At 69.6% G+C, this 26159-nt stretch carries 19 protein-coding genes; 6 read left to right on the forward strand and 13 right to left on the reverse strand.

The window, feature by feature from the left end; genetic code table 11:
- Positions 1-31 precede the first annotated feature (31 nt).
- A complete protein-coding gene (locus CKO31_RS16630) occupies positions 32-238 on the forward strand; it encodes a hypothetical protein (protein WP_200239718.1) in 207 nt (68 codons plus the stop codon).
- 241 nt (positions 239-479) lie between these two features.
- Here the strand turns inward: CKO31_RS16630 and CKO31_RS16635 are convergent, their stop codons facing one another.
- The 8 genes from CKO31_RS16635 to CKO31_RS16670 all read right to left on the reverse strand — a co-directional run bounded on the left by CKO31_RS16635 (position 480) and on the right by CKO31_RS16670 (position 7013).
- On the reverse strand, positions 480-692 hold the full coding sequence (locus tag CKO31_RS16635; RefSeq protein WP_438874017.1) for a PIN domain-containing protein: 213 nt from the start codon (positions 690-692) through the stop codon (positions 480-482).
- 12 nt (positions 693-704) lie between these two features.
- Complete coding sequence (locus tag CKO31_RS16640; protein ID WP_322789162.1) at positions 705-953, reverse strand: type II toxin-antitoxin system Phd/YefM family antitoxin; 249 nt, start codon at positions 951-953, stop codon at positions 705-707.
- Between the two features lie 411 nt (positions 954-1364).
- Positions 1365-2831, reverse strand: coding sequence for a mechanosensitive ion channel family protein (locus CKO31_RS16645; protein WP_200239722.1), 1467 nt, complete (start codon positions 2829-2831; stop codon positions 1365-1367).
- A gap of 41 nt (positions 2832-2872) precedes the next feature.
- Positions 2873-3361: a hypothetical protein gene (locus tag CKO31_RS16650; protein ID WP_200239723.1), complete on the reverse strand. Its 489-nt coding sequence runs from the start codon at positions 3359-3361 to the stop codon at positions 2873-2875.
- A 151-nt stretch (positions 3362-3512) separates the two neighbouring features.
- Entirely contained in the window at positions 3513-4604 is a 1092-nt protein-coding gene (locus tag CKO31_RS16655) for a hypothetical protein (protein WP_200239725.1), read from the reverse strand.
- 129 nt (positions 4605-4733) lie between these two features.
- A complete protein-coding gene (locus tag CKO31_RS16660; RefSeq protein WP_200239727.1) occupies positions 4734-5531 on the reverse strand; it encodes an SDR family oxidoreductase in 798 nt (265 codons plus the stop codon).
- Positions 5532-5584: 53 nt separating this feature from the next.
- The gene (hdhA, locus tag CKO31_RS16665; protein ID WP_200239729.1) at positions 5585-6352 is read right to left on the reverse strand and encodes a 7-alpha-hydroxysteroid dehydrogenase; all 768 of its coding nucleotides are present in this window, start codon (positions 6350-6352) and stop codon (positions 5585-5587) included.
- 211 nt (positions 6353-6563) lie between these two features.
- On the reverse strand, positions 6564-7013 hold the full coding sequence (locus CKO31_RS16670) for a helix-turn-helix domain-containing protein (RefSeq protein WP_200239730.1): 450 nt from the start codon (positions 7011-7013) through the stop codon (positions 6564-6566).
- Between the two features lie 249 nt (positions 7014-7262).
- Between CKO31_RS16670 and CKO31_RS16675 the strand changes: the two genes are divergently transcribed.
- The 4 genes from CKO31_RS16675 to CKO31_RS16690 all read left to right on the forward strand — a co-directional run bounded on the left by CKO31_RS16675 (position 7263) and on the right by CKO31_RS16690 (position 15324).
- The gene (locus CKO31_RS16675) at positions 7263-8801 is read left to right on the forward strand and encodes a BCCT family transporter (RefSeq protein ID WP_200239732.1); all 1539 of its coding nucleotides are present in this window, start codon (positions 7263-7265) and stop codon (positions 8799-8801) included.
- Positions 8798-10744: a glycine betaine ABC transporter substrate-binding protein gene (locus CKO31_RS16680; protein ID WP_200239733.1), complete on the forward strand. Its 1947-nt coding sequence runs from the start codon at positions 8798-8800 to the stop codon at positions 10742-10744. Before CKO31_RS16675 ends, CKO31_RS16680 begins: the two co-directional genes overlap by 4 nt.
- 415 nt (positions 10745-11159) lie before the next feature.
- Entirely contained in the window at positions 11160-12263 is a 1104-nt protein-coding gene (locus CKO31_RS16685) for an efflux RND transporter periplasmic adaptor subunit (RefSeq protein ID WP_200239735.1), read from the forward strand.
- A gap of 10 nt (positions 12264-12273) precedes the next feature.
- The gene (locus CKO31_RS16690; protein WP_200239737.1) at positions 12274-15324 is read left to right on the forward strand and encodes an efflux RND transporter permease subunit; all 3051 of its coding nucleotides are present in this window, start codon (positions 12274-12276) and stop codon (positions 15322-15324) included.
- A 521-nt stretch (positions 15325-15845) separates the two neighbouring features.
- Here the strand turns inward: CKO31_RS16690 and CKO31_RS26910 are convergent.
- From CKO31_RS26910 to CKO31_RS16710, 4 genes are all read right to left on the reverse strand, one after another.
- A complete protein-coding gene (locus tag CKO31_RS26910) occupies positions 15846-16568 on the reverse strand; it encodes an endonuclease/exonuclease/phosphatase family protein (RefSeq protein WP_242475441.1) in 723 nt (240 codons plus the stop codon).
- Positions 16569-16574: 6 nt separating this feature from the next.
- Complete coding sequence (locus CKO31_RS16700) at positions 16575-19160, reverse strand: VTT domain-containing protein (RefSeq protein WP_200239741.1); 2586 nt, start codon at positions 19158-19160, stop codon at positions 16575-16577.
- A gap of 943 nt (positions 19161-20103) precedes the next feature.
- Positions 20104-20883 (reverse strand): DUF2189 domain-containing protein, encoded by a 780-nt coding sequence (locus CKO31_RS16705; protein WP_200239743.1) that lies wholly within the window; start codon positions 20881-20883, stop codon positions 20104-20106.
- A gap of 182 nt (positions 20884-21065) precedes the next feature.
- A complete protein-coding gene (locus CKO31_RS16710) occupies positions 21066-21731 on the reverse strand; it encodes a hypothetical protein (protein WP_200239744.1) in 666 nt (221 codons plus the stop codon).
- A 44-nt stretch (positions 21732-21775) separates the two neighbouring features.
- Between CKO31_RS16710 and CKO31_RS16715 the strand changes: the two genes are divergently transcribed.
- Positions 21776-25057, forward strand: coding sequence for an efflux RND transporter permease subunit (locus CKO31_RS16715; protein WP_242475442.1), 3282 nt, complete (start codon positions 21776-21778; stop codon positions 25055-25057).
- Positions 25058-25114: 57 nt separating this feature from the next.
- Here the strand turns inward: CKO31_RS16715 and prpB are convergent, their stop codons facing one another.
- Positions 25115-25996: a methylisocitrate lyase gene (prpB, locus tag CKO31_RS16720; protein WP_200239746.1), complete on the reverse strand. Its 882-nt coding sequence runs from the start codon at positions 25994-25996 to the stop codon at positions 25115-25117.
- Positions 25997-26159 lie beyond the last annotated feature (163 nt).

The following is a 26159-nucleotide window of genomic DNA, read 5'->3' on the forward strand; positions in this document are numbered from 1 at the left end:
GCCCCGCCCACCCTTGAGGAGATCCAAAGCCATGGCAGAAATCATTACCGCGGTCTATGCGTCGGCAGACACCCTGACCAATGTGCGCAACGACCTCGTCTCCGTCGGCATTCCACAGGAGAAGATCCGCATCAGCCACGACAAGAACCAGGTGCAGGTGATGGGCCCGGAATCCGCCGAGGCCGAGATCGAGGAGATCCTGAAACGCCACGAGCCCACCGAGCTGCACACCAGCTGATCCCCTGCTGCTGCCGCCGGCGCCGCCCCTCACCGGGAGCGCCGGCTTGCCCGCCGGCGGCGCGGCTCGATGCCGAGCGTCCGGCGTCCAAGGGGCGGGAATGACCAAAACAAGGCAAGCTCGCGCCATTGCCGATGCCCACCAGACTGACGCAGTCCCTGCTCTTTCGCATGGATCAGATCGTCAGGCATGCGGAAAGCGCGCCGCAACGACGACCTGGCGAGGTCGGTCATCGCGGAAGTCATAACGACCAGGGGTTGAGCACAATCGCGCCGGTTGGTGCAAAGTCCGCCACGTTGCGGGTGACCACGGTCATGCCGTGGACGAGTGCGGTGGCCGCAATCAAGGCATCCCGTACCGGGCGGGGATCAGGCACATGCAGCTTGGCGCCGGCGCGTGCCACGGCGACATCGATAGGATCGGGCCTTGCGCAGCTCGGAGACGATGTTGGTATCCAGCAGGTACATCAGCCGAGCTCGGCCGCGCTCGCGAGATCGGTCAGCCGCGGCGGCTCGAAATCGATCCCTTCGTCGCCGGGCATGGCCAGCAGGTCGGCAATCTTGCGCTCGGCCCCGGAGAGCCTCCGGTATTCCTCGATGGATAGCAACACATAGCTAGGCTGCCCGCGGTCGGTGATGAACACAGGCCCCTGGTCGGCTGCCCGCTTGGCCTTGCCGGTCTCACGATTGAATTCTCGGCTGGTCAAGGTCGGCACGCCAAGCCTCCACAGATCACGAATGTAGAAACGTTACTACCTCCCGTCGACCGGCGCAATCGCGGCGCAACGAAAATGCGTAACCGCGTCGGTGGCTCGGCATTGGTCTGGATCGATTCCGATCGCGATTGCGGCAGTGATACCGATATCGGTCGCGATACCGATTTCGATAAGGGATGGGTACTATCGTATGGTCGCCTTGCCGTATCGGCGTACCCGGCCTCTATCATGCCCGCCCTCTGCCACACGCGCCTCTGATGGATGCTCACCAGACTTCTACCAGGAGTTCCGGTCGAGCGAGATAGCCGACCGACCAGGCTCAATGCACGAAAACGAACGATCAGGCGCCGACGTCGATGGTCCCGCTGGAGCCCGCGTCCGTCGAGCATCTGACCTCTCACGCAAGCGCTGCTAGCCGCGCCCGCCCCCATCGCCGCCGTCTCCTCCTTCCTCGGCCTCCCCCGGCTCATCGGCGCCATAATCACCACTGGCGTAGTCGGAAGCCGCGGGCTGCTTCTCCGTATCGTCTCCGATCAGAGTCGACACCACCGCCGGGCTCGCAGCCTTTTCGTTGTCTGCCACATGCAGGTGCATATCCGTCTGCGGGAACGGAATCGAGATACCGTTGGCGTCGAAGGCCTCCTTCACCGCGCGCTGGAGGTCCCAGTAGACGGTCCAGTAATCGGCGGTCTTGGTCCATGGGCGCACGATGAAGTTGACCGAGCTGTCCCCGAGCTCGCTGACGCGGATGTTCGGCGCCGGGTCTTCCAGCACCAGCGGATGGTTGGTGACCACGTCTTCCAGCACCTGCTGCGCCTGCTCGATGGAGTCGCCGTAGCCGATGCCGAAGACGAGATCGACGCGGCGGGTGTCGGAGGCGGTGACATTGGTGATGACGTCGCCCCAGACCCTGGAATTCGGGATCGTGATCACCTGGTTGTCGGGCGTGGTCACCGTCGTGGACATGATGGAGACGTGCTTGATAGTGCCGCCGAGACCGGCGACCTGCACATAGTCGCCTTCGTCGAAGGGGCGGTTGATCATGATCATCAGGCCGGCGGCGAGGTTGCCCAATGTCTCCTGCATCGCGAACGCGAGGATGAAGGAGGCGCCGCCCACCAACGCGAACAGCGGCGTGATGTTCACCCCCAGCAGCGCGAGTACGAACATCAGGCCGAAGGCGATGGTGAGCCAGTACACCAACATGACCAGGAACCCGCTCAGCAGATTGGAGAGCTGCGGGGTCCGGTCGACGGCGCGGCGCACCCAGGCGCGCACGATCCTGGCGACGATGAGCAGGACGAAGAACGAGCCGATGATGACGGCGAGACGAAAGCCGACCGCCACGCCGCCCTCTGGTGAGACCAGCCACTTCAGGAAACCGTCGGTGAACTCCTGCAGCGTCAGCTGCGAGCGCCCGGCGTCGATGACCGCATCCAGGTAGCCCTGCATGGACTCGACCTCCGCCGGGTCGCCGCCCTTGGCCTCGAGGCTTGCGATCACGGCCGAAGCCTTCTCGAAAATGCGACCACGCTCCTCCACCAGCTCGAGCCGCTCCTTACGCAGTGCCTCGGCCTCCTCCCCGTCGGCTGCGCGCACCTCAAGGCTCTGGTCGACGACTGCCTGGGCGGCGGCGCGCGCCTGCGCCTGCCAAACCGCAGCGAGCGCCGCGAGCTCATCGGCGGTCAGCGGGATCATCCGCAGCTCCAGCTTGTCCAGCTCGATGGTCGGATCATCGAGGCCCGCCGGATAGGCCGGTGCCGTGTCCCGGGCGTCAGCGCCGGCGGTCGCTGCTTCAGCCGTCGTGTCCTGCGCCCAGCCGACGCCTGTCGCCAGCGCGCAAGCCAGCACCAAGGCGCCGAGGGCGGCGCTGATCATCCTTGTTCTCCCAAGCTCGAAATGCGTCATCGGATGTACTCCTATCGGATTGCTATTGCGGGTTGACTGCGCCGGTGACTCTCCATGAGGGTCATATAGTTCACCACCGCCGCGACCACCCCCGCAACCAAGCCCAGGATGATCACGGCCGCCGCCAGCGGAACCAGGATGGAGCCGAGCACGCGTTGCCACAGCACCGCAAAGGTGACGATGACGCCGAGCGCAAAGAAGCCATGCTTGATGGTCATCCACAGGAAGGTCGGATAAAACCGCGGCTTGGGCGGCTTGATGGTCGTGTAGGCGACGGCCGTTAGAATGACGGCCAGACTGACCGCCAGCGGCACCGCGGCGCCGAATACGGTGTGCTCGTCGGTGGAAATGCTGTCCACGGTCAAGGGAAGCGGTGCGTGGCCTGCAAGCAGATACCATTGGATGGCACCGTTGATGATCGCATTGATGACGCCGGAAACAATCGCGCCTGTCGCGACCGCGGATGGATTCGGTGAAGCTGTTGCTTGGGAAGTGGACATCGGACGGACTCTCTGTGAACGGGCCTAAAAAGTCGGCGAGGCATGCGGCCGGTGGCGCATCGCTCCAAGCCTGAGCCTTGAGCACCAAGCGTACACGGGCGATCAAAAGCCCCAGAACACCTGAAGCTGGGCCGTATTCCAGGGCGCGGCCTCACCCTCGGTCGCGTCTTCGATGGCAGCGCCTGGAAAGGCGATGCCGGTGATGCCTTGCAGGAACAGTCGCCTCGACAAGGCCCATCGCATGGTGAGCTGGATCTCCTCGCCGAGGTCGCGACTCGACAGAGTCCCGAGCGCCGGGTTGGCACCGAGGTTGTTCTTCTGGTTGGCGATGTGCTTGTAGACGTCGAACGTCAGGTTGAGCTTCGGCGTGGGCGCGACGTTCAGCCGGACCCGGTGCGTCTTGCGGTTGGCCTGGGTGTTGCGAGCCGAACTGCGAGATCAGAAAGCCGCTGTTCAGGGTGAAGTTCTGGCGGCCGGCGGAGACCTTGAGCCGGCGGCGCTCGTCCTGCGGTGCATAGAGCAGGCCCGCATAGCCCAGCTCCAGGTCGAAGCTCGCGCGGAGGTCATCGCGAAAGATGTCGCGCCCCACCGAGCCGGGGGCGATGCCGGACACCGCGCCGAACCCGTACAGGTCCTCACCAGCGACCGGTGCGACGCCGCCCACACCGATCTGGACGAACCCCTCGGCCCAGCTCGCGCGGTTGCCGGTGCCAGCGCCCGCCGCCGGGTCCTCCACCAGCGGATTGCCGCGGGTGAAGGTCACTGGACTGTTGAACCAGGGTTTGCCGTCCGAGTAGACGCCGAAGCCGCCGTTGAGGATGACCTGCAGGTGGCGACCGCCGCGGCGGTAGAGCACCGGGAAGTCGCCCGGGTCGCCCGTGACAAGCAGACCCCGCGGGGGTGCCGCCGCCTCGGCAGTGGCCGGGCGTACGGTCACGATGAGCTCCCGGCCGACGCCGCCGCCGACGGCGCGTCCGGCAAAGGCGACGGTCCGGATCTCGGGCCGCGCCTCCAGCCTGGCGCGGATCGCCGCCCCGAGCATCGGGTCCCAGGGGTCGCCGGGGCGCAGCCCTAGCGCGTCGCGCACGCTCGCTTGGAGTTGATCCGCGCGGGGCGTATTCGGCGGCTCCACGTCAACGACAATGGAGGTGATGGTCTCGCCGCCGTGCAGGGGCTGGAGGGCCTCGTAGCCCGGCCCGCCACCGACACCGGCACCACTGCCGGCACCGGTTTGCGCAATCACGGCGCCGGCACCCAGCACCCCAACCAGCACCCCAACCGGTGCCCGGGCGAGCCGGAACACGCGCGTCCGTTGCGGGGCCGCGGAGGTCGCTGCATGGCTGAGCACTGGGCGGAGGCCTGCCGCCTGGCGTTATTCGGGCATCAGGCGCACGCGCTTGCCGCCGCCCGAGACCTGGATGGTCTGACCCGATATCCAACTCCCCGCCGGAGAGGCGAGCCAGAGGAAGGCGTTGGCGATGTCCTCGGGGCGTCCGGCCCGGCCCGTGAGGTTGTCGGGATGTGCCAGTGCCTGCTGCGCCTTCTCGTCGAGCCCGGCCTCGGCATAGCCTGGCGTGAGGACTGTGCCGATGAGTACCGTGTTGACCCGAACCTGCTTGGCGAAATAGTGGGCGAGCCCGAGCATCGCGTGGTTGAGTGCCGCCTTCGCCGCCGAATAGGCAATAAAATCGAAGGCTGGCAGCACGCCCACCAGGGAGCCGGAGTTTGTCACGGTCGGGTTGGTCGCCTGCTCCAGGTGCGGCCGGCAGGCCGCCGTCATCCGCAGTGCGGCCAGGGTATTGAGCCTGTAGCTCTCGATCATCTCCTCGGCCGGGACGGCGAGCGGGTCCGGATAGGCCCGGCCCCAACCGACGTTGTTCACCAGCGTCGAGACACCGCCGAAGGTCTCGGCGGTCTTGGCCACGCAGGCGTCGATCTGGTCATCCTTGGTCACATCGCAGGCCATGCCGATGACCTCGCTGCCGGTCTCCGCGGCGATCTCCTCGGCGGTCGCTTCGGCCTTCTCGCCGTTGAGATCGGCGATCATCACCTTGGCCCCGGCGCCGGCGAAGCTGCGCGCAATGGCCTCACCGATGTTCTGCGCACCGCCGGTGACGATGGCCGAATGGCCCTGCATGCGAAAGTCTTTGAACGGGTCGAATTGGGACATGTCGCGCTCCTGGTGGGTTTTCCGTTGGTCGGGACCGAACGAGCCCGTCTGCATCAGTCGAGCTCCTGCAGCCCGCCGCCGGACACGGTCAGGATCTGTCCGCTGATCCAGGCCGCGGCGGGCGAGCACAGAAAGAGCGCGGCATTGGCCATGTCCGCGGGCTCGCCGAGGCGCTTCAGGGGCGTGTGCTCGAGCATCTTGGCTTCGATCTCCGGGGTGAGCACCTTCTTGAGCGCATCGGTGCGGGTGGCGCCCGGTGCGATGGCATTCACACGGATGTTTTTCGGCCCGAGATCGAAGGCGATGTTGCGCGTGAGGTGATTCTCGGCGGCCTTGGAAGCCCCGTAGGAGGCCATCCGCTGATTTTTGTTCTCGCCGGCCATGGAGGTGATGTTGAGAATGGCGCCGCCGCCGGCCTGCGCCATGTGCGGCGCGGCGAGCTGGCAGAGCCGGAAGACGGAGAACAGGTTCAGCTCGAAGGCGAAGCGCATGTCCGACATGGGCATATCGAAGGGCTTCGGGCCGCCGCCGCCGGCGTTGTTGACCAGGATGGTCAGTCCACCGAAGGCGTTGACGGCGAGGTCCACCGCAGCGACGAGGTCCGCCTCCTGGGTCACATCGCAAGCGGCGCTGGTCGCCTTGCCGCCGGCCTCGGTGATGGCCGCGGCGACCTGCTGGGCCGTGGCCGCATCTCGGTCCGTCACGGCGACTGAAGCGCCGGCGGCGGCAAAGGTCTCGGCGATGGCGCGGCCGATGCCGGCACCGGCGCCGGTGACCAGCGCAATGGCGCCGTTGAGGTGGAAATCGCGTGGATCGTACATGGAGAGACCGGCTGGGTTGGCCTAGGGGCGGGCCAATTCAAGTGGATGCCCGCAGCCGCCGCAAGCCGCTGGGCACCCAAAATGGGCGCCGGCGGCAGAGCCCCTCATCAAGCCAGGGTTTCAAGCCGGGTTTTGGGATCGGCGCACACCGATGACTCGGCAGCTCCCAATCCGAGCCCAATGGACCCGGGCGGGAATGCGCGGATGACGCTCAGTCCGACAGCGTGTTGGTGCAGACGGCGACGACCGTGGCGAGGTAGTGCAGGGTTGCCTCGGTGGCGGGCGCCAAGTCCTTGGTGGCCTTGCTGGAGGCGATCAAGAAACCATTGTCGCGGCGGATGATCCAGCCCAGCTGCTCCAAGTCGCGGAGCTTGCGGCGCACGGTCTCCCGCGGGATGCCGCTGTAGTCCGCGATGGACTGGAGATTGATCGGCGCGGGCTCGTCATCCGGTCTATCCATCGCCGTGAAGTCCTCGTAGGACAGCCCCTCGATGCGGCCCCGGGACAAGGTGCGGGAGCCGATGATGGCGAGCACCAGCATCCGGTCCAGGTCGCCGCCGAATTGCCGGCGCAACAGAACCAACAGCTCGCAGAAGGCATCGTTGTGCACCGGCCAGATGCGGCCGAAGTGTGCGCTCAGGGTCTGTTCGTCGAAGGTCATGGCGGCCTCGGCTGGAACGATGCCGCGGCGTTGGAGACACCGACGGATAAGTGCGGACAGGCTCCACCATCGGTTGCGTCGATGTCGCAGGCGGCTTGCTCATTATGGCCCATTTTGAGCGGCCCAAGGTTGCGGCATCCCTCTGATGCCCGGACCCTGGTAGCCTATTCGCCTCTGACGAGACCGCACGCTGCGCCTTCCGCGAGCGCCACGAATGGCTAGTCGGCCCAACCATTTCCGGAGGCCTTAATGGTCAAAGCTTCACCATCAAGGCCCGTGCTCGGCGCCGTGTTCATCCTGTCCGTGATCATCTGCGGGGCCATCGGCGTCTGGAGCGTGCTGGCACCGGATGCCGTCGCCGGCGCCGCAAACGCCCTCACCGGCTTCGCGCTGACGACGCTCGACTGGCTGTTCCTGATGCTCTGCACCAGCTTCGTCGTCCTCGGCGCAGTGCTGGCGCTCGGGCCCTACGGCAAGATCAAGCTCGGTGCCGACGACGACGAGCCCGAGTTCTCGACGGTCTCCTGGATCGCCATGCTCTTCGCCGGCGGCATGGGGGCAGGACTCCTGTTCTGGGGCCCGGCGGAGCCGATGTACCACTTCACGGACCCGCCAGGCATCGCCGGCGGTACGCCGGAGGCCGCCCGACTGGCCATGGTGCTGACCAATCTGCACTGGGGGCTGCACGCCTGGTCCATCTACGCCGTCTGCGCCCTGGTCATCGCCTACTTCATTTTCCGCCGCAACAAGCCGGGGCTCATCTCCACCCCCATCCGCTATGCCTTTCGCGGACGCTGGGTCGGCCCCGTGGCCACCGCCGCCGACATCCTGGGGGTGGTGGCCGTCATCCTCGGTCTGGGCGGCTCGCTGGCCATGGGCACCCTGCAGGTGCGCGCCGGTCTCGGCGAGGTGGCCGGGGTGCCGGCGACGGACTGGGTGAGCATCACCATCGTCTGCGTGCTGGCGGTGTGCTTCTTCACCTCCGCCAGCACCGGTCTCGGCCAGGGCATCAAGGTGCTGTCCAACCTGAACATGGCCATCGCCGTGGCCATCATGTTGTTCATACTCTTTGTCGGCCCGACGCGTTTCATCCTGGAGACCTTCACCACCACCATCGGCGACTATCTCAACAACCTCCCGGCCATGTCCTTTCGCCTCTATCCCTTCGAGGGGCTCACGGAATGGACGGCCGGCTGGACCCTGACTTATCTCATCTGGTGGCTCGCCTGGGGTCCCTTCGTCGGCGTCTTCATCGCCCGCATCAGCCGCGGGCGGACCATCCGCGAGTTCATGCTGGGGGTGGTGCTGATCCCGTCCATCTTCTCCATGCTCTGGTTCGCCACCTTCGGCGGCGCCGGCTTCTTCATCGAGCTGCAGGGCTCGGGCGGGCTCGCGGACCTGGTGTTCGATGACGTTGCCAAGGCGCTGTTCGCGCTCTTCGACTTCTTCCCGCTCGCGGAGATGCTGAGCTGGGCGGCGCTGGTGCTGATCTTCGTGTTCCTGGTGACCAGCGCCGACAGCGGCACCTTCGTGGTCAGCATGATGACCGGCAAGGGCACGCTGGACCCTCCGGTGGGCCTCAAGCTGACCTGGGCGCTGATCATCACGGCCATCACCATCGGCACCTTGCTGGCGGGCAGCGTCGAGGTGGCCAAGACCCTGGCCGTCACCGGCGCCATTCCCTTCGCGCTGGTGCTGCTGCTGCAGATCGCCGCCTTCCTGCGCACGCTGCGCGACGAGGAAGGTCCGGCGGCGGCTCAGCGCGAGGAGGAGGCCCGCTCAGCATGAACGCGTACCGGCATATGCGCTGGCTGGTGGCGCTGGCAGTGGCGGTCCTTGCCGGCTGCGGCGAGATCGAGCGCCCGGTGGTGGTGGGGGCCAAAGACTTCGCCGAGCAGCAGATCACCGCCCAGCTCCTGGCGCAGACGCTGCGCGCCCACAACATCCCGGCGGAGGTGGACGACACGGCGCGCAACACCTTGGATACCCTCGGCGCCTTGTGGGTCGGCGACATCGACCTGCATGTGGACTACTCCGGCTCCATCCTGGCGCTGGCCGGCCACCCGCCTGTGCACGAGGACCCGGCGTCCTTCGTCGCTGCGCAGCAGGAGCTCGCGCCCTTCGAGCTGACCATGGGGCCACTGCTCGGCTTCAGCAACGACTATGTCGTGCTGGCGCGCCCGGGCTCCCGCGCCGCGGCATCACCGGCGACCTTGAGCGCGCTGGCCGACCGGGGCCAGGCGCTGCGCATGGGCATGACCGAGGAGTTCCGGGCGCGGCCGGTGGACGGCTTCGAGCCGCTGGTACGCCGCTACGGGCTCAACGCCGAGCCGACGCTGGTGGTGCCGAGCTCGCCGGAGGGCAAGGACAGGCTCTACGCGGCCCTGCTTGGCGGCGACCTCGACCTGGCCGTGGGCTTCGGCACAGACCCGCAGATCGCCGAGTTCGGGCTGGTCGGCATCGCCGACGACCGCGGCTTCTTTCCGGCCTATGCCGCAGCGCCCATCACCCGCAAAGCCTTGCTGGAGCGCCGTCCCGACATCGCGCAAGCACTGGCGAGCCTTGAAGACCGGGTCTCCACCGAGGCCATGCAGGAGATGATGGTGGAGGTGGCGACGCTGGGCACCGATCCTTTCGCGGCCGTCGCCCGCTTCCTGGACCCCACCCTGCCACCGGCCACCGACGGTACCCTGGCCCGCCCCTTCGGCATCGCGGTGGGCCGCCTGGATGCCGTCGCCGGGCAGGCGGCGGACGTGGTGCTGGGGCTGCGCAAGGCCTTCCCCGGGCGGCGCATCGAGGTGCGGCGTGTTTCCGACCCCCTCGCGCCGCTGCGCGACGGTGCAGTCCGCTATGCGCTGGTGAGCGGGCCTGAGCTCTTCAATCTCGACATCGAGCGCGGGGATGCCGATCCGACGGCGATCGCGACAGGGATGCCGCTCCCACAGACCGAGCGGGGCAAGCCGCAGCGGGGCGATGCCGACGCCCTGGTGCCGGTGGGCTTCGACACCCTGCATCTGCTGGTGCGGCCCGACGAAGACCGGGAGGTCTGGGGCGCCGAGTCGAGCCTCGGCGTGGGCCCCGGCGCCGGTGTCACAGCGCGCACCGTGGTCTTTCTCGAGTCCGGTATGGCGTCGGCCGAAGCGGCCCTGGTGCCTACCGATGCCACCGGCCTCGCCGCCTTCCGCGCCCAGGCCGCTGCAGTGCGCGACGGCGAGCTGGACGGCCTGCTGATCATGGCCGAGACCGGTCATCCGCTCATCGCCGAGCTGCTCGCATCCGGCCTGCGGCTCGCGCCCATCGACCGCTGGGCGGCCGAGGGCAACCGCATGGCCTTCCCCTTCCTGCAGCCGGTGACCATTCCGGCCGGGACCTATCCAGGGCAGACCACACCGCTCGCCAGCGTCGGCAGCCAGGCGGTACTGGCGGCGGCTCGACAGGATCCGACGGAGGCCGTCGGCGTTGTCGGCCCGGGCTCCGCCGCCATCGGCCAGAACCTACCGGTGGCCGCGGGCACGGTGGCGCGTATCCGCGAGGCGCTCGACGTCACCGTCGGCCTGGACCCGAGCCTGCCGACATCCACCGTCGCCTTCCAGCCGCCGGCGGAGCGCCGCGAGGGCATCGGACTCTCGCCGGCCGTGTCGCTGGCCAATCTGGGAGCCATCCTGGCGCTGGTGCTGATCATCCGGCTCTATCTCGCCAAACCGGCGGCTCGACCCGGCGCGCCGCCATAGCGGCGCTGACCGTTGTGGCAGATGCAATCGCCGCCTGCGAGCGACTCGCGAACGCCCCACTTGTCAAGCCAAACCAAGCGCAGCCGGTGATGGGCCGGTGATGGGCGACAGCGATGGTGGTCGTTCGCGCCTCCGCCCGGCTTACACCGGGAACTGCCCTGCCCCAATCCATTCCGGAACAGACGCTCGGCCGTCTCCGCAAAGAACGTGGGCCAGGGCCCTCGCGCGCTTGACGCAGCCGCTGACACCGACTCATCCGCCCATTTTGGGCGGTGCCGGCATGCGGCCGAGGCCCCGAGCGATCATCATCTAGCCCTTGGACCGGCCTCACCGAGGACGTGATCGCAAGACCATGACACACGAGCGCAGCCGCCGATGGCGGACGTCCACAATAACCCCCGCCCGGCACCGGTTGTTGACCGCGGCCCTGGCGCTGGCGGTCGCTCTCGCCGGATGCGGGCAGTCCGAGCCACCCCCGAGCGAGCCCGCCGACGTCTCCCGCCCGGCTCAGATCCTGCGGGTGAGCCCGGCGGCGCTGGACAGCAGCCTGCGCTTCCCCGGCCGGGTGCGGGCGGTGCAGCGGGTGGAGCTGGCCTTCAACGTGCCCGGGCAGATCGTCGAGCTGCCCGTGGTCGAAGGACAAGCGGTGGACACGGGCGCCCTGATCGCGCGCCTGGACCCCGCCGCCTACGAGACGACCCTGGACGCGGCCAGGGCGGAGCTCGATGCCGCCACCGCCGAGTACGAGCGCGTGCGCCGGCTCTGGGAGCAGAGCCAGGCCGTGGCGCGGGCCGAGGTGGAGCGCAAGCGCACTGCGATGGACGTGGCGCGCTCGCGCTTCGCCGCCGCCCGGCAGGACCTGGAAGACACCCGGCTGACGGCACCCTTCGCCGGCAGTATCGCCCGCCGATTGGTCGAGAGATTCCAGAACGTGCAGGCGAAGGAGCCGGTGGTGAGCCTGCAGAATCAGGATACGCTGGACATCGTCATCCATGTGCCGGAGCGCGTGGTGCGCAGCGAGCCGAAGCGCATCGCGGGCTCGGCGGTGTTCGACGACCTGCCGCAGCGGCGCTTCCCGGTGACGCTGAAATCCTTCGCGGGCGAGGCCGATCCGCAGACCCAGACCTACGAGGTGGTCCTCGGCCTCGCCCGGCCGCCGGACCTGCGGGTGCTGCCGGGCATGGCCGTCGAGGTGCTGCCGGAGACCGCCGCCGATCCCGCCCCTGCCGATGCCGCCGGGGCTGGCGATGCCGCTGGCGACGGCGAGGTACCGGTGTCCGTCGCCCCGGTGCTCGTACCCCTGGCCGCCGTCGTCGCAGGCGCCGACGGCACACCCACCGTCTGGGTGGTGGACCCGGAGACCGACCGCGTCAGCCGGCGCGTGATCGAAACCGGCGCCGTCCAGGGCGCCGACGTCACCGTGCCGGCGGGGCTCGCCACCGGCGAGCGGATCATCACCGCCGGCGTCCACCACCTGCGCGAGGGCATGCGCGTGCACCCGCTCGCGTCGGATCTCTGACGGCGCAGCCATGAACATCGCCGCCGCCACGCTGGACAAGCGCACCATCGCCTGGCTCGGCTGCCTGCTGCTGCTCATCGGCGGCTGGATCAGCTACCAGGGGCTCGGCCGCTTCGAGGACCCGGAGTTCGTCATCCGCGAGGCGGTCATCGTCACGCCCTACCCCGGCGCGCTGCCCACGGAGGTGGCGGACGAGGTCACCGACGTCATCGAGGGCGCCGCACAGCAGCTCCAGGAGGTGAAGGAGATCACCTCCGTCTCCGGCATGGGCCTATCGCGGGTGTCGGTGGAGATCGATCTGCCCTTCGCGCGCACCCGCGACCAACTGGAGCAGGTCTGGGACAAGCTCCGCCGCAAGGTGCAGGACGCCCAGCGCCGGCTGCCCCCCGGTGCCGGGCCGTCGGTGGTCAACGACGACTTCGGCGATGTCTATGCGCTCTTCTTCGCCGTCACCGGCGACGGCTGGTCGCTGGAGCAGATCCGCGACTATGTGGAGGTGCTGGAGCGCGAGCTGGTGCTGGTGCCCGGCGTGGCCAAGGTGGCCACCCTGGGCACGCCGCGGGATGCCATCTACATCGAGATCACCGCCGCCCGCGCCGCCCAGCTCGGCATCACCCGGGCGCAGATCGACGAGGCCCTGCACCGGCAGAACGTGATCGCGGCCGCCGGTGACGTGACCGCCGGCGCGCAGCGCATCCGCATCGTCCCCAAGGCGCAGGTAGATTCGGTGGCCGCCATCGGCAACATCGTGCTCGGCGCAGGCGGCGGCGACCGGGTGATCTTCCTCAAGGACGTGGCGCGCATCACCCGCGGCGTGGTGGAGCCGCCGCAGGCCCTGATGGGCTACGACGGCCAGCCTGCCATCGGCCTCGGCGTGTCGAACGTCGCCGGCGGCAACGTGGTGGAGATGGGCGATGCGGTGCGCGCGCGGCTCGCGGAGCTGGAGTCCCAGCGGCCGGTGGGCATGGCGCTCAACGCCGTCTCCTACCAGTCCGACTCGGTGCGGGCGGCCGTCGACGGCTTCGTCGCCAACCTCATCGCCGCAGTGGTCATCGTGGTGGGCGTGCTGGTGCTCTTCATGGGGCTGCGCAGCGCATTCGTCGTCGGCGCCGTGCTGGTGCTGACGGTGGCCGGCACCCTGATCGCGATGTATCTGGACGGCATCGCCATGCAGCGCATTTCCCTCGGCGCGCTGATCATCGCCCTCGGCATGCTGGTGGACAATGCCATCGTCGTCACCGACGGCATCCTGGTGCGCCTGCAGCGGGGCGAGGACCGCCGCGCCGCGGCCATCGCCGTGGTGCAGGCCACGCAATGGCCGCTGCTCGGCGGCACGGCGGTGGGCATCCTGGCCTTCAGCGCCATCGGGCTGTCGCCGACGGACATGGGCGAATACGCAGGCTCCCTGTTCTGGGTGATCCTGTACTCCATGCTGCTGAGCTGGCTGCTGGCGGTGACCATCACGCCGCTGCTGTGCGTGTCTTTCCTCAAGGTCAAGCCCGCCGCGGGCGCCCACAGCCCCCGCCATCCGGTGCTGGAGCGCTATCGGGCCCTGCTGCGCACGCTGCTGCGGCATCGCCTGGGCACCGGGCTCGCGCTGCTGGCCCTGCTGGCGGCGGGCGTGGCCGGGCTCGGACATGTACCGGCGGGCTTCATGCCGGAGTCGGCGCGCCCGCAGTTCGTCGTCGACATGTATCTGCCCCAGGGCACCGACATCGAGGCCACGGCGGCGGAGCTCGGCGCCATCGAGCAGCGCGTCCGCGCCAAGCCCGGCGTCACCCATGCCACCAGCTTCGTCGGCCAGGGTGGCCTGCGCTTCATGCTGACCTATGCCCCGGAGGAGCCGAACAGCGCCTACGGGCAGCTGCTGGTGGACGTGGACGACTTCCGGCGCATCGATCCGCTGGTGGCGGAGCTGCAGGCGGAGCTGACGGCAGCGCATCCGGACGCCGCCGTCAAGGTGTGGAAGTTCATGCTCGGACGCGGCGGCGGCAAGAAGATCGAGGCCGCCTTCCGCGGGCCGGACCCGGCGGTGCTGCGCCGGCTCGCCGACCAGGCCAAGGCCGTCATGGCCGCGGACCCGGGCGCTGTCGCCGTGCAGGACGACTGGCGCGAGAAGGTCGCGGTGCTGCGCCCGGACGTGGACCCGGTCGCCGCCCAGCGCGCCGGTGTCGACGCCGGGGAGATCAGCGCCGCGCTGAATCGTGCCTTCAGCGGCGAGCAGGTGGGCGTCTATCGCGAGGGCGACACCCTGGTGCCGCTGATCGCCCGGGCGCCGCAGGCGGAGCGCGAGGAAGCCGCGGCGCTGGACAACGTCCAGGTCTACAGCCCGACGGCCGGCCGTTACCTGCCGGTGGGCCAGCTGGTGGACGGCACGGACCTCGCTTGGGTGGACGCCATCGTGCGCCGGGTGGACCGCTTTCCCACCATCAAGGCCCAAGCCGATCCGCTGCCGGGCGCGCTGTCCGCACCGGTGCTGGAACGGCTCAAACCGCAGATCGAGGCCATCGCGCTGCCGCCCGGCTATGCGCTGGAATGGCACGGCGAGTACAAGGCATCCCGCGAGGCCAACGCCGGGCTCGCGGTCTCCGCGCCCTATGGCTTCGCGGCCATGGTGCTCGCGGTGGTGGTCATGTTCAACGCGCTGCGCCAGCCACTGGTGATCTGGCTCACCGTGCCGCTCGCGATCATCGGCGTCGCCGTCGGGCTCTTGCTCTTCCAAGTGCCCTTCGAGTTCATGGCCATCCTCGGTTTCTTGAGTCTCATCGGCATGCTGGTCAAAAACGCCATCGTCCTGGTGGACGAGGCCGACGCCGAGCGCAAATCCGGCAGCCCGGGCCTGGCGCCGGTGCTGGACGCCGCCGCCAGCCGCGCCCGGCCGGTGGTGCTGGGCGCGCTGACCACCATCCTCGGCGTCGCGCCGCTGCTGCTCGACCCCTTCTTCAAGAGCATGGCGGTGACCATCATGTTCGGCCTCGCCTTCGCGACGCTGCTGACGCTCATCGTCGTGCCCCTGCTCTATGCCGTGCTGTTTCGGATGCGGGATGATGCCCCTGCCTGAAGCGCGGCCGCTTGTCGCGCAGGCGCCCGGGTGCATGCACCCGCTGCCGGCGGCGCTGGTCGCCGACTTCAGATCGTCACCGGCATCCGCACCGGTGCGCTCATCGCGCCCTTTGCCTTTCTGGGGCCGGAGTACGACCCCGTGCTGCGCGAGGTCTACACCCAGTTCTCCAGCGAGGACCTGTGGAGCCGCGCGGTCCCCTGCAGATCGCCCGCGGCAATGCCGTCTCCAGCACCCGCCCGCTGCGCCGCAAGATCCCAGTGGCCCAGTGCCCGGATGCAGTGCCCGGAGATTGCGCCGCCCGAAGCATCCGAAGGCAGCCGCGGCCGATGCGGAGGCTGCAGCCGCCCTGCTCGACCCGCATGCGCTGACGCAGGAAGATCGCGACGTTGATGGGAAGCAACGCTTCGTGACACTTGGGCTCGGCAGCGCAGGCCGCTTGCTCGTCGTCGTGTGGACACAGCGCGATGACGACCGCGCATCCGCGTCGAGAAGTGATCCCGCCGATGGCGCGATGTGGCTCACGAAGCAGGCACCAGCGCCGGAACCTCGAGCACGTCGCACGCGACAGGACGGTGGTCGGATGCGACACGGAACGGTCGGTCGCCAACCACCCCGCCCGCCGCTCGCACGCCGGCGGGGCCGAGCAACACGCCGTCGAGGCTCAGCCAGGGCGCGCGGGCGGGGAACGTCGGGCCGCCGACGTACAGCGGGCAGGGGCCGCGCACCAGCGGGCCGCGCACGAAGGACAGCCACTCATTGAGGTCGGCGAGCACCGTGACGAGCTCGGGCCGCGAGCCCGAGGGCGGCGGCCGGAGCAGCCGGGCGGCGAGGGTCCGCTGCTGCCGGCGGCGCTCGAAGCGCTGGAGGCCGAGGTGCGTGACGACGACGCGCAACCTATGGCCGCGCACGCGGACGTCGGCGTCGATTGCCCCGCGGGGCTCGCGGCCGGGCTCGGACAGATCGACACGGCGGCGGGCCAGGATCTCGCCGCGCACGAGGAGGCCGTTGCCGAATTGCCCGCGGTGATCGCGGAGGTTCGGGCCCGCGACGGGCTCCATGTTCAGCTCGCGAGCGAACAGGGCGAGATGGTCGAGTCCGCGCACCGGCGGGCGCCGCCAGTCGACCTCCTGCAGGCCGACGACGTCGCCGTCGAGCGCGGCGAGGCAGGCGACGATGCGGTCCGGATCGTGTACGCGATCAACGCCAACCGCGCCGTGGATGTTCCAGGAGATCAGTCGCACGCGGACTCAGCCATCCTCTCCCGCCCGGCGCGGGCGCGCGGCACGGGACGAACGGTCCTCGGGCGCCTCGGCGTCGTCCTCGTCGGCGTCCACCGGCTCGCTCACGCGGGCGCCCCAGGTGGCGCGGAGGCCATCGGCGAGCGCAGTGAGCCCCAGAATCGCAACCACCGCGAGCCCCACCAGCAGCAGGTGGACCGGCTCCGGATTCGTCAGCAGGTCGGCGATGCCGCGCCCGAGCAGCACGAGGAGCACGATGCCGGGGAGCATGCCGAGGGCGGTGCCGAGGAGGAAGGACGACCACGGCACGCCGGCGACGCCGCAGGCGACGTTCACCATGCCGAAGGGCGCGACGGGCAGGTTGCGGATGAGGACCACCGAGAGCGTGCCGCGTCGTCGGACGTGCCGAGCGACGCGCCGGAGGAGGTGCTCGCCCTCACTGTCGTCGTCCCAGTCGCACCGCCCGGGGAAGAGGCCGCCGATCGCCCGGCCCGCCGCGGCCGAGCCGAGCACGCCCACGAGCCCGAAGCCGATGCCGAGGAGTCCCCCCTGCACGACGCCCAGCGCCACGAGCAGCACCGTGACCGGCACCCCGAGGGTGGCGAGGACGACGAAGCCGACCAGCACCCCGGCGAGGCCGGTCGGACCGGCTGTAAGCTCATGGAGGCGAGCGACTGCCTGCTCCAGCCCGAGGCCGCCGAGCGGCGTGAGCAGGTACGCGAGGAGCGCAGCCATGACGATGATCGCGGCCGAGATCCGTCCCGGCGAGCGGCGGAGACCGCCGACGAGGGCGTTCCAGCGGTGGCTCAGCCACGTCCGCACGCGCTGGTGCGAGCGCATCGTCCGCATCACCGTCTGCACATCGTCGATCGACAGCGGATGGTCGGGATCAGCGAGCTCCAGCGGAAGGGCCGTGGTGGCAATGTCTTCGGGCGCATGGTGCTCGAACGGCACGAGCGTCCAGCGGCCGCCGCGCAGGGCCTCGATCGCCGGCACGACACGACCGCCCGCCTCCCGCTCGGCGACCGCGACCTCCTCGGCGTCCACGTCGAGCATGTGCCCGAGGATCCGGCGGCGCAGGGCGGTGATCGCGGCGCGGCCGTCCTGGTCCTCCTCGGGCGCGCCGATGAACACATCGCACTCGGTCTCGAGGTGCATGGAGCGGTTGTTGAGGTTGGCCGAGCCGATGCGGAGCAGCGCATCGTCGACCACGAGCAGCTTGGCGTGGACGTAGACCGACGCATCGTGGGGGTGGTCGGGCTCGGGGCCGTCACGGGTCACCCAATAGACGCCGAAGCGCCCGTGCGGATCGGCCTGCCGGAGCCGTTCGAGCAGCCGGTCGCGGTGCGGATCATGAGCCATGGCCTGGATCCGCTGCGGACAGCCCCACGGCAGGATCAGGACGACCTCCGGCCCGTCGGGCTCGGCGAGACGGCGGGCGAGAGCGTCCGCGACGGCGCCCGCGGTGAAATACTGCGACTCGACGAAGATCAGGCGGCGGGCGGCAGCGACCTGGGCGATGAAGGTCGCCTTCACCTCGGCGCGGCCGCCGGAAGGATCGGTCTCCGGCTCGGTGACCGCGATCGCGAGCTCCCGATGGCGCAGCGCGGACTCGACGTCGTCCGGCCAGGGGTCGGGAGCGTGGTCGTGGTCGCGGCCGCCGGGGGCGCAGTCGACGCCTTCGTGCATGCCGCCGGGGTCCGCGTCGTCGGCGTCGTCTCCGGCTCCGGTCGCACTTGCCGCGCCGGCCGGCGCCGGCGGGTCGATTACCTGGCCGGTGGCCTGGCGCCACCGCTCCCGCGCGAGGTCGCCGAGCGCACGGGCGGCCGCACCGTCGCTCACCGTCATGAGGTCATGGTAGGGGGCGGCCAGCCGCGGGATCAGGCCCGGGGGGCGACGCCGGCGGTCGCCCGGTCGGTGCTCGTGGGCGTCCCAACGACGCCGGGTGAGGTCCATGCCACCGGCGAACGCGACGCGGTCATCGACGACGACGACCTTCTGGTGCCGCGACGCGAGCGAAGGCGCGCCCTCGTCCCAGAGCAGCTCGATGCGGGGATGGTCCGCCCAGGGCCGCTTCATGCGGGGCAGGTGCTGGCGCTCGGCGGCGAAGAGCGAGGCGCCCTCCCAGATCTGCAGCCGCACGTGCAGCTCAGGACGCTCCTCGACGAGGTACATCAGGAGGTCGGCCAATCGCACCGGTGGCTCGCCCGCCTCCTTCGCCTGCTCGGCCGCCTCGCCGCGGAGCAGATCGATTTCGCTGTGGATCTCCCAGCCGAGGACCCAGACCTGACGGCGGGCCGCCAGCAGCGAGCGACGGACCGCAGCGAAATACTCGACGCCGTCGAGCAGCGGGGCGAAGCGGTGGCAGCGGACGACGCGGCCGGCCTGGTCGAAGCCGGCGCGGTCGACGCGAGCCGCGGCATCGTCCGTCGGCGTCGCGTCAGCGTCGTGACCGTCCGATCCCAACGGGTGCGAGCGGGCCCCGGCTGCGCGCCGCGCCTCGTGCGACTCGGACGGGACTGAGCCCGCACGTCCGCCCGACGCCGAGGGACCGGTCGCGTGGTCGGATCGCGGGTGGCGCGGCAGGGGCGTCATGGGAGCTCCGGGGTGGATGGACGCCACGGCGAGTCCGGTCGGGTCGGCGTCGCTCGGCGTCGAGCATGCCACGACGCACCCCAGCGGCCGTCCCGCTCCCGGACGAGTCCGTAGTGCATGAAGAGCCCGCCGCTTGACTCCGACCAGCGGGCCCGCCCTCGGCGGTAGCGCCAGCCCCTCGCCTCGGACTTGTTGACGCGCTGCATCTGCGCGCGGGCGGTATCCGTGGCCTGCCAGCCGCCGGGCGAAACGCGGCACTAGACGCTCCCGTCGGCGACGAGTGGCCAGCCGCTCGTCGATCACCCAAGCGAGCGCTCGCACAAGAGGCCGCACCCGCCCGCACCGGCACACAGCGCCAGAAGTCTATGCTTGCGCGGCTCGCGAGGTCGGCGATGAGCACGATCAGCGTGCCGAAGCACTCGGACTGACAGCCGGGACAATGAAGCCACCCGACGCGCCCAGGTCCGCTTGAGCTAGGAGGTTAGCCGGGGGCCGGATACCCCGTCAACGCGCAGCGGCTAGGCTGGCGGACGTCGCGAGGGGCGCAATTGCGCGCGTCCCTGGGTCCCCGGCCGAGCCTCTGCGGCGCAGCGCGCTGCCGGCAGACGAGAGCGGCGGTACGGTTTCCGGCAGCGAGAGAGGGCGGCTACCCGGCAACGCGCTGGTCAAGCTCGAAGTCGGCCTCGGGCTGGCCGAAGCAACCCCAGTCCGGCACCGGCTCGGGTGCATCCTCCCGGGCGGGAGGGAGACGGCATGGCGAGGGATAAAGCTCACCGCGCCACAGTCTCCGCCGTCCGTTGGCCGCTGAACGACTGACAGAGCCCGGGCCCCTTGCCCGAGAGCAGTGCACGCTCGCACCGCTTCGGATCCAACAGCGCCGCCGTGTGCAGCCGGCTGCGCCAAATTGGACAGCCGGCGCCGACGCGCAACCGGCGCGAGTCGATCACTGCACCAACGACCGATAGCTGTACCAAGTCGCATAGCCCAGCACCGGGAACAGCACGACCATCGCGACGAACGCGGTCAGGATCCCGACTGCGGTCAGCGCAACGATCAAGCCCGCCCAGAGCGCCATCGCCTTCGGATTGCGGGCGACCGCCTTCCAGCTCGTCTGAATACCGACGATCGGGCCGGCATCCCGGTCGATGATCAAGGGTACCGTCACCGCGCTGGTGACGAATACGGCGAAGGCGAGGATGGCGCCCACCAGCACAAAGTACCCGGTTACGACCGGCTCGAAGCTGCCGGAGAGCGCGCCGAGATAACTTGTCGAGGTCGGCGAAAATGTGGTCACTTTGACCGCAAACAGAAGCGCGGACAAGCGCACCCACGCGGCCATGATCAGGCCCAGGAAGACCCCGAACAAACTCAGGTTGGTGCGCCTCTCCCACAGCAGCGCCAAGCCACTGCCAATGCTGACGGTCTCTCCCGCGGCGTGCTGCCGGGCCGCAACGTAGAGCCCGGCAGCCAAGAAGGGTCCGATCAGCAGCAATCCGGTAAGGAAGGCCGCCGTGAAACCCGGCATCGCCCGAGCCAGCGCCAGCGTGCCGATACAAGCCAGGGCGAACAGGATGCCGTAGACGAAACTGGCGAACGGAGCTGCCGCGAATGTCTGCCAGCCCTGTGCGAGCCAGGTTCCGACTGTCGGCGCGTTGATACGCCGGATCGTCAGGGTCGAAGCAGAAATGGTATCGCTCTCTTGGTCGATGAGATCGGTGTTCATCTGTGTTTGGCTCCTCAGTGTTCGGGGGTATCGCTCGCAGACCTGTGATAGGAATCCGCGCTTTACTTCATGGACCCTCGGCACGCGCGTACGCTTTCGTTCCCCCAAAGACGGCATGGGCGTGCGGCGGGCACGGCCGATCGCCCCGGGGCGGTCCGGCCTGCTGCGCCGAACGCGGCGAATCAGCCCAAGCGCTGCGCACTCAAGGTCCGGGCCTGCGCTGCCGTCAGGTGCCGCCACGGCAACGGCAGCAGGCTCGGCACCCGCTCGCGATAGCGCCGATAGCGCTCGCCATGGAAGGCGATCAGCTTGCGCTCTTCCAGGCGACTGCCGACCACGAAGTAGCCCGTCAGCAGGACGGCCGAGGTCAGAAACGACGGGTCCATGTCCCGGGTCCAGATCAGCACCAGGCTCAGGCTGTACCATGGATGCCGGACCCAGCGATGCAGCGGCGAGATCGCGAAGTCTTCCCGGTCGGCGACCGCCCCGATCCGCTCCCGCCACTGCCTGAAGCCGAGAAAGGACGCGCCGTCGTACCAACGCAGCGACCACAGCACCCCGGCGATGGCCGCGAGGGCCAGCCCGTTGGCGATCCAGGCGCCGACACCGGTCCAGGCGATCAGCACCGGCCCCGGACCCGTCAGGGTCAGCCACAGCGGCGGCAGCACCAGAAGCACCGCCAGCGCATTGAATCCGAGCCGGTACCGCGGCATCCAGTCGGGCCGCAGGGCCGCCGTCCAACGCTTGACGGCCAGCGACGCGAGCAGCGAATGCAGCACGAAATAGCCGAGCCAGGCCGCGACCAGCAGCGCGAGATGGAGCGGCAGGGAGGAATCGTCGATGGTCATGATACTCCGGTCTCGCTGCAGCGTCGGAACCCTGAGGCATCCGCATGTCTCAGCTAAAGGGTAAGCCGGCACCGAGCGCCGACAGCCCGCAGCCGACTCCGCCGCCAGCAGTGCCGATCCCCCAATCCGACACCTTGCCCTCGCCCATGATCACCGGCCTCTCCACCTGGTCCGTCCGCCATCCCATCGGCGTCGTCATGCTGACGCTGGCGGTGATGGTGCTCGGCGGCTTCGCGCTGGGCCGACTGAGCCTAGACCTGCTGCCGCGCATCGTCTACCCGGATATTCGCGTGCGGGTGCTGGATCCGGGCGTGCCGGCGCAGGTCATGGAGGACGAGGTGACACGCTTCCTGGAGGAGCAGCTGGCGGTCACCGAGGGCGCCGTCGCCATCCAGTCCGAGACCCGCGAGGGCCGCAGCGCCGTCGACCTGTCTTTCCGCTACGGCGAGGATATCGATCGGGCCCTGCGCGATGCCAGCAACCGCCTGGACCAGGCCCGGCGCTTCATGCCGGACACCATCGAGCCGCCCGTCATCTACAAGCGCGACCCCTCGCAGCGCCCGGTGGCGGAGTACGTCGTGAGCTCCAACCTGCGCGACGCCGTGGAGCTGCGCGACTGGGTGGAGTACACCCTGAGCCGCTCGCTGCTGACCCTGCCCGGCATCGCCGCGGCGGAGGTGGGCGGCGGCCTGGAGCGGGAGGTGAGCGTCATCGCCGACCAATACCGCCTGGCCGGCGTCGGGCTGGATCTGCTGGATCTGCGCGATACGCTGCAGGAGGCCAACCGCGACGTGCCGGCCGGACGGCTCATGATGACCGACGGCGAGATCAGCGGGCGCATCGGCGGGCGGCTGGACACCGCCGCGCAAATCGTCGACCTGCCGCTGCCGGTGGCCGGCGGCGCCATGAATGAGCGGGCGACCGCCGGCAACGGCGCGATGGACAACGCCAGCCGCGCCCCGCCCGGGCTGCTGCGCGTCGGCGATGTGGCGCGGGTCACCGACGGCGCCGCACCCGAGCGCCTGCGCATTCGCCTCAACGACGAGCCCGGCATCAAGCTGTCCATCCAGAAGCAGCCGCTGGAGAACACGGTCGCCGTCGTCGACACCGTGGACGAGGCGCTGGCGACCCTGGACGCCCAGGGCCGCATCCCGCCGGACATCGCGGTGCGCAAGGTGGACGACGAGGCCCGCTATATCCGCCAGAGCCTGCGCAATGCCGCCGGGGCGGCGCTCACCGGCGCCGGGCTCGCGATGCTGGTGGTCTATCTCTTCCTGGGCAGCATCCGGCGCACGCTGATCATCGGCAGCGCCATGCCCATCGCCGTGCTGGTGACCTTCATCCTGATGGCCGCCTTCGGGCTCAACCTGAACATCATGACCCTGGGCGGGCTCGCGCTCGGCATCGGCATGCTGGTGGACAGCACCATCGTCATGCTGGAGAACATCCAGCGCCACCAGCGCCTGGGCGAGGGCACGGTGCCCGCGGCGGTGAATGCCGCGCGGGAGGTCACCAGCGCCATCCTCGCCTCCACGTCCACGAACCTCGCCGCGGTGCTGCCCTTCCTGTTCATCGCCGGCCTGGTGGGGCTCCTGTTCCGGGAGCTGATCTTCACCATCTCGGCCGCCATTCTGGCCTCGCTGGTGGTGGCCCTGACCCTGGTGCCGGCGCTTGCCGGGCGGGTGCCGGCGACGCGCGAGGGGCTGTTCCGGCGCGGCATCGACCGCGGCATCGGCGCCCTGCAATCGGGCTACGCCTGGCTGCTGCGGCGGCTGCTGCCCCTGCGCTGGCTGGTGGTGGCGGGCTTCGGCGCCTGGCTCGCCTTCACGGTGCCGGGCTTCTTCGGCGGCGAGCAGCAGTTCCTGCCGGAGCTGGACGAGGGCGACGTGCAGATCTCGCTCTGGGCCGACGAGGGCATCAACGTGGAGCGCATGGATCGGATGGTGCGGCGCGTCGAGGCCATCGTCGCCGAGCAGCCCGAAGTGGATGCGGTGTTCACCACCGTCGGCGGCTGGGTGTTCGGGCGCTCGTCCTGGGAGAACCCCAACCGCGCCGGCATCCAGGTGCTGCTCTCGCCCGCCGCCGAGCGCGACGGGCTGACGTCGGATGCCTTCATCGCCCGCATCAAGCGCTTGGTGAAGGCCGAGGGCATCCCGGGGCTTCGCACGTACTATTACACCTCCGGCGTGCGCGGCATCCGCTACAACCGCGGCGACGACGATGTGAGCCTGCGCATCAAGGGGCCCGAGCTGGAGCGGCTGATCGCGCTGGCGGACACCGCCATCGAGCGCCTGCAAGATGTCCCCAGCCTGAGCAACATCCAGCACTCCAACGAGGACGTGGCCCGCGAGCTCTCGGTGCGCCTGGACCGCCGCCGGGCGGCGAGCTACGGGCTCGACGTGGAAGACGTGGGCGCGGTGCTGCGCTTCGCGCTGGAGGGCCAGACCGTCACCCGGCTCATCGACGGCGATCGCAGCATCGACATCCGCCTGCGCCTGGAACGGGCGGACGTGGGCGCGCCCGGGGACCTGGAATCCATCATCCTGTTCAGCAACACCGAGCCCCGGCGGCCCATTCGCCTGGGCGACATCTCCGAGGTAGACCTGCTGCCGCAGCCGGCGGAGATCATGCGCGACCGCCAGCAGCGGGTGGTGGAGATCTCGGCGTCCGTGGCCGGGGATGCCACCCTGGAAGGCGCCATCGACGCTGCGCTGACGGCACTCGACGGCCTGACCCTGCCCCGCGGCTACACCCTCTACGAGGCCGGCGCCCTGGAGACGCTGCAGAAGGGGCGCGACCTCGGCCGCATCCTGCTGGCCCTGGCGCTGTTCCTGGTGCTGGTGGTAATGGCGGTGCAGTACGAGTCCCTGCGCAACCCGCTGATCATTCTGCTGTCGGTGCCCTTTGCGCTCATCGGCGTGGTGCTCGGACTGGGACAGACGGACACGGCCGTGTCCATGCCGGTGTGGCTCGGGCTCATCATGCTCGCCGGCATCGTGGTGAACAACGCCATCGTGCTGGTGGAGTTCATTGAGCTGCGCCGCCGCGAGGCCGCGGCGATGACCGACGCCATCGTCGGCGCCGCGCGGCTACGCCTGCGGCCCATCCTGATGACCACGCTCACCACCGTCTTCGGCATGCTGCCGCTGGCGCTGGCCTTCGGCGAGGGCTCGGAGATGCTCCAGCCGCTGGCCATCGTCATCGTCTGGGGCCTCGGCTTCTCGCTGCTGGTGTCCCTGCTGCTGGTGCCGATGATCTATCGCATCCTGGGGCGGCGCGGCGACCGCGAGCCGGTGGCCGCGGCCGCCGAGCCGGCCAGTGCCTGAGCGGGTGCCTGAGCCGGCGCCTGAGCCTGAGCCGGACCCTGAACAGGCGCCGACGAGTCAGCCCTCGCTGCCGCCGGCGAACAACGCATCCAGCTTCTGCTCGAAGCCGTGGTAGTCCAGGTGCTCGTACAGGTCCGCCCGGGTCTGCATGCTGTCCACGACATTCACCTGGCTGCCGTCGCGGCGGATGGCCTCGTAGACGTTCAGCGCAGCCTGGTTCATGGCGCGGAAGGCGGAGAGGGGATACAGCACCAGGCCCACGCCCACGCCGGCGAGGTCGTCGGTGGTAAACAGCGGCGTGGCACCGAACTCCGTGATGTTGGCGAGCACCGGCACGTCCAGCGCCGACGTGAACCGGGTGTACTCCTCCAGCGTCGTCAGCGCCTCCGGGAAGACCATGTCCGCCCCCGCCTCGACGCAAGCCGCCGCGCGCTCCAGCGCCGAGTCCATGCCCTCCACGGCCAGCGCGTCCGTGCGCGCCATGATGACGAAGTCGTCGGTGCGCGCGTCCACGGCGGCCTTGATGCGGTCGACCATCTCGGCCGGCGGCACGATGGCCTTGTTCGGCCGATGCCCGCAACGCTTGGCGGCCACCTGGTCCTCGATGTGGCAGCCGGCGGCGCCGGCGCGGCTCAGCTCGCGCACGGTGCGGGCGATGTTGAAGGCGCCGCCGAAGCCCGTGTCGGCATCCACCAGCAGCGGCAGGTCGCAGGCATAGGTGATGCGGCGTACGTCCACCAGCACGTCCTCCAGCCCCGTGATGCCCAGGTCCGGCACCCCCAGCGAGCCGGCGGCGACGCCGCCGCCGGAGACATAGAGCGCGCGGTAGCCGGTGTGCGCCGCCAGCAGGGCATGGTAGGCGTTGATGGCGCCCACCACCTGCAGCGGGCGCTCTTCTTGTACGGCGCGGCGCAGCTTGGCGCCTTGAGTTTCGGGCATGAGTGACCTCCGGTGGTTGGATTGGGCGGGGGTGGGATTATCGTTCGGAAACGCATGGGGTGTCGCGGGGGAGTACGGAGTACGGAGTACGGAATGGTGCGCGGTGCGGGTTAGTGCGCGGTGCGGGGGAGAAAGTGCGCAGTGCGGAGGGCGGAGGGCGCGG

The organism is Thiohalocapsa halophila (assembly GCF_016583825.1).
In the GTDB taxonomy this organism is placed as follows: Bacteria; Pseudomonadota; Gammaproteobacteria; order Chromatiales; family Chromatiaceae; genus Thiohalocapsa; species Thiohalocapsa halophila.

Bases quoted from the DNA above. Each gene is read 5' to 3' on its own strand.
- CKO31_RS16700 (WP_200239741.1), bottom strand. From the start codon at position 19,160: ATGACGCCCCTGCCGCGCCACCCGCGATCCGACCACGCGACCGGTCCC.
- CKO31_RS16675 (WP_200239732.1), top strand. From the start codon at position 7,263: ATGGTCAAAGCTTCACCATCAAGGCCCGTGCTCGGCGCCGTGTTCATC.
- CKO31_RS16680 (WP_200239733.1), top strand. From the start codon at position 8,798: ATGAACGCGTACCGGCATATGCGCTGGCTGGTGGCGCTGGCAGTGGCG.
- hdhA (WP_200239729.1), bottom strand. From the start codon at position 6,352: ATGTACGATCCACGCGATTTCCACCTCAACGGCGCCATTGCGCTGGTC.
- CKO31_RS16670 (WP_200239730.1), bottom strand. From the start codon at position 7,013: ATGACCTTCGACGAACAGACCCTGAGCGCACACTTCGGCCGCATCTGG.
- CKO31_RS16660 (WP_200239727.1), bottom strand. From the start codon at position 5,531: ATGTCCCAATTCGACCCGTTCAAAGACTTTCGCATGCAGGGCCATTCG.
- CKO31_RS16715 (WP_242475442.1), top strand. From the start codon at position 21,776: ATGTCTCAGCTAAAGGGTAAGCCGGCACCGAGCGCCGACAGCCCGCAG.
- CKO31_RS16645 (WP_200239722.1), bottom strand. From the start codon at position 2,831: ATGATCAGCGCCGCCCTCGGCGCCTTGGTGCTGGCTTGCGCGCTGGCG.
- CKO31_RS16705 (WP_200239743.1), bottom strand. From the start codon at position 20,883: ATGAACACCGATCTCATCGACCAAGAGAGCGATACCATTTCTGCTTCG.
- CKO31_RS16710 (WP_200239744.1), bottom strand. From the start codon at position 21,731: ATGACCATCGACGATTCCTCCCTGCCGCTCCATCTCGCGCTGCTGGTC.
- CKO31_RS16650 (WP_200239723.1), bottom strand. From the start codon at position 3,361: ATGTCCACTTCCCAAGCAACAGCTTCACCGAATCCATCCGCGGTCGCG.
- CKO31_RS16690 (WP_200239737.1), top strand. From the start codon at position 12,274: ATGAACATCGCCGCCGCCACGCTGGACAAGCGCACCATCGCCTGGCTC.
- CKO31_RS16630 (WP_200239718.1), top strand. From the start codon at position 32: ATGGCAGAAATCATTACCGCGGTCTATGCGTCGGCAGACACCCTGACC.
- prpB (WP_200239746.1), bottom strand. From the start codon at position 25,996: ATGCCCGAAACTCAAGGCGCCAAGCTGCGCCGCGCCGTACAAGAAGAG.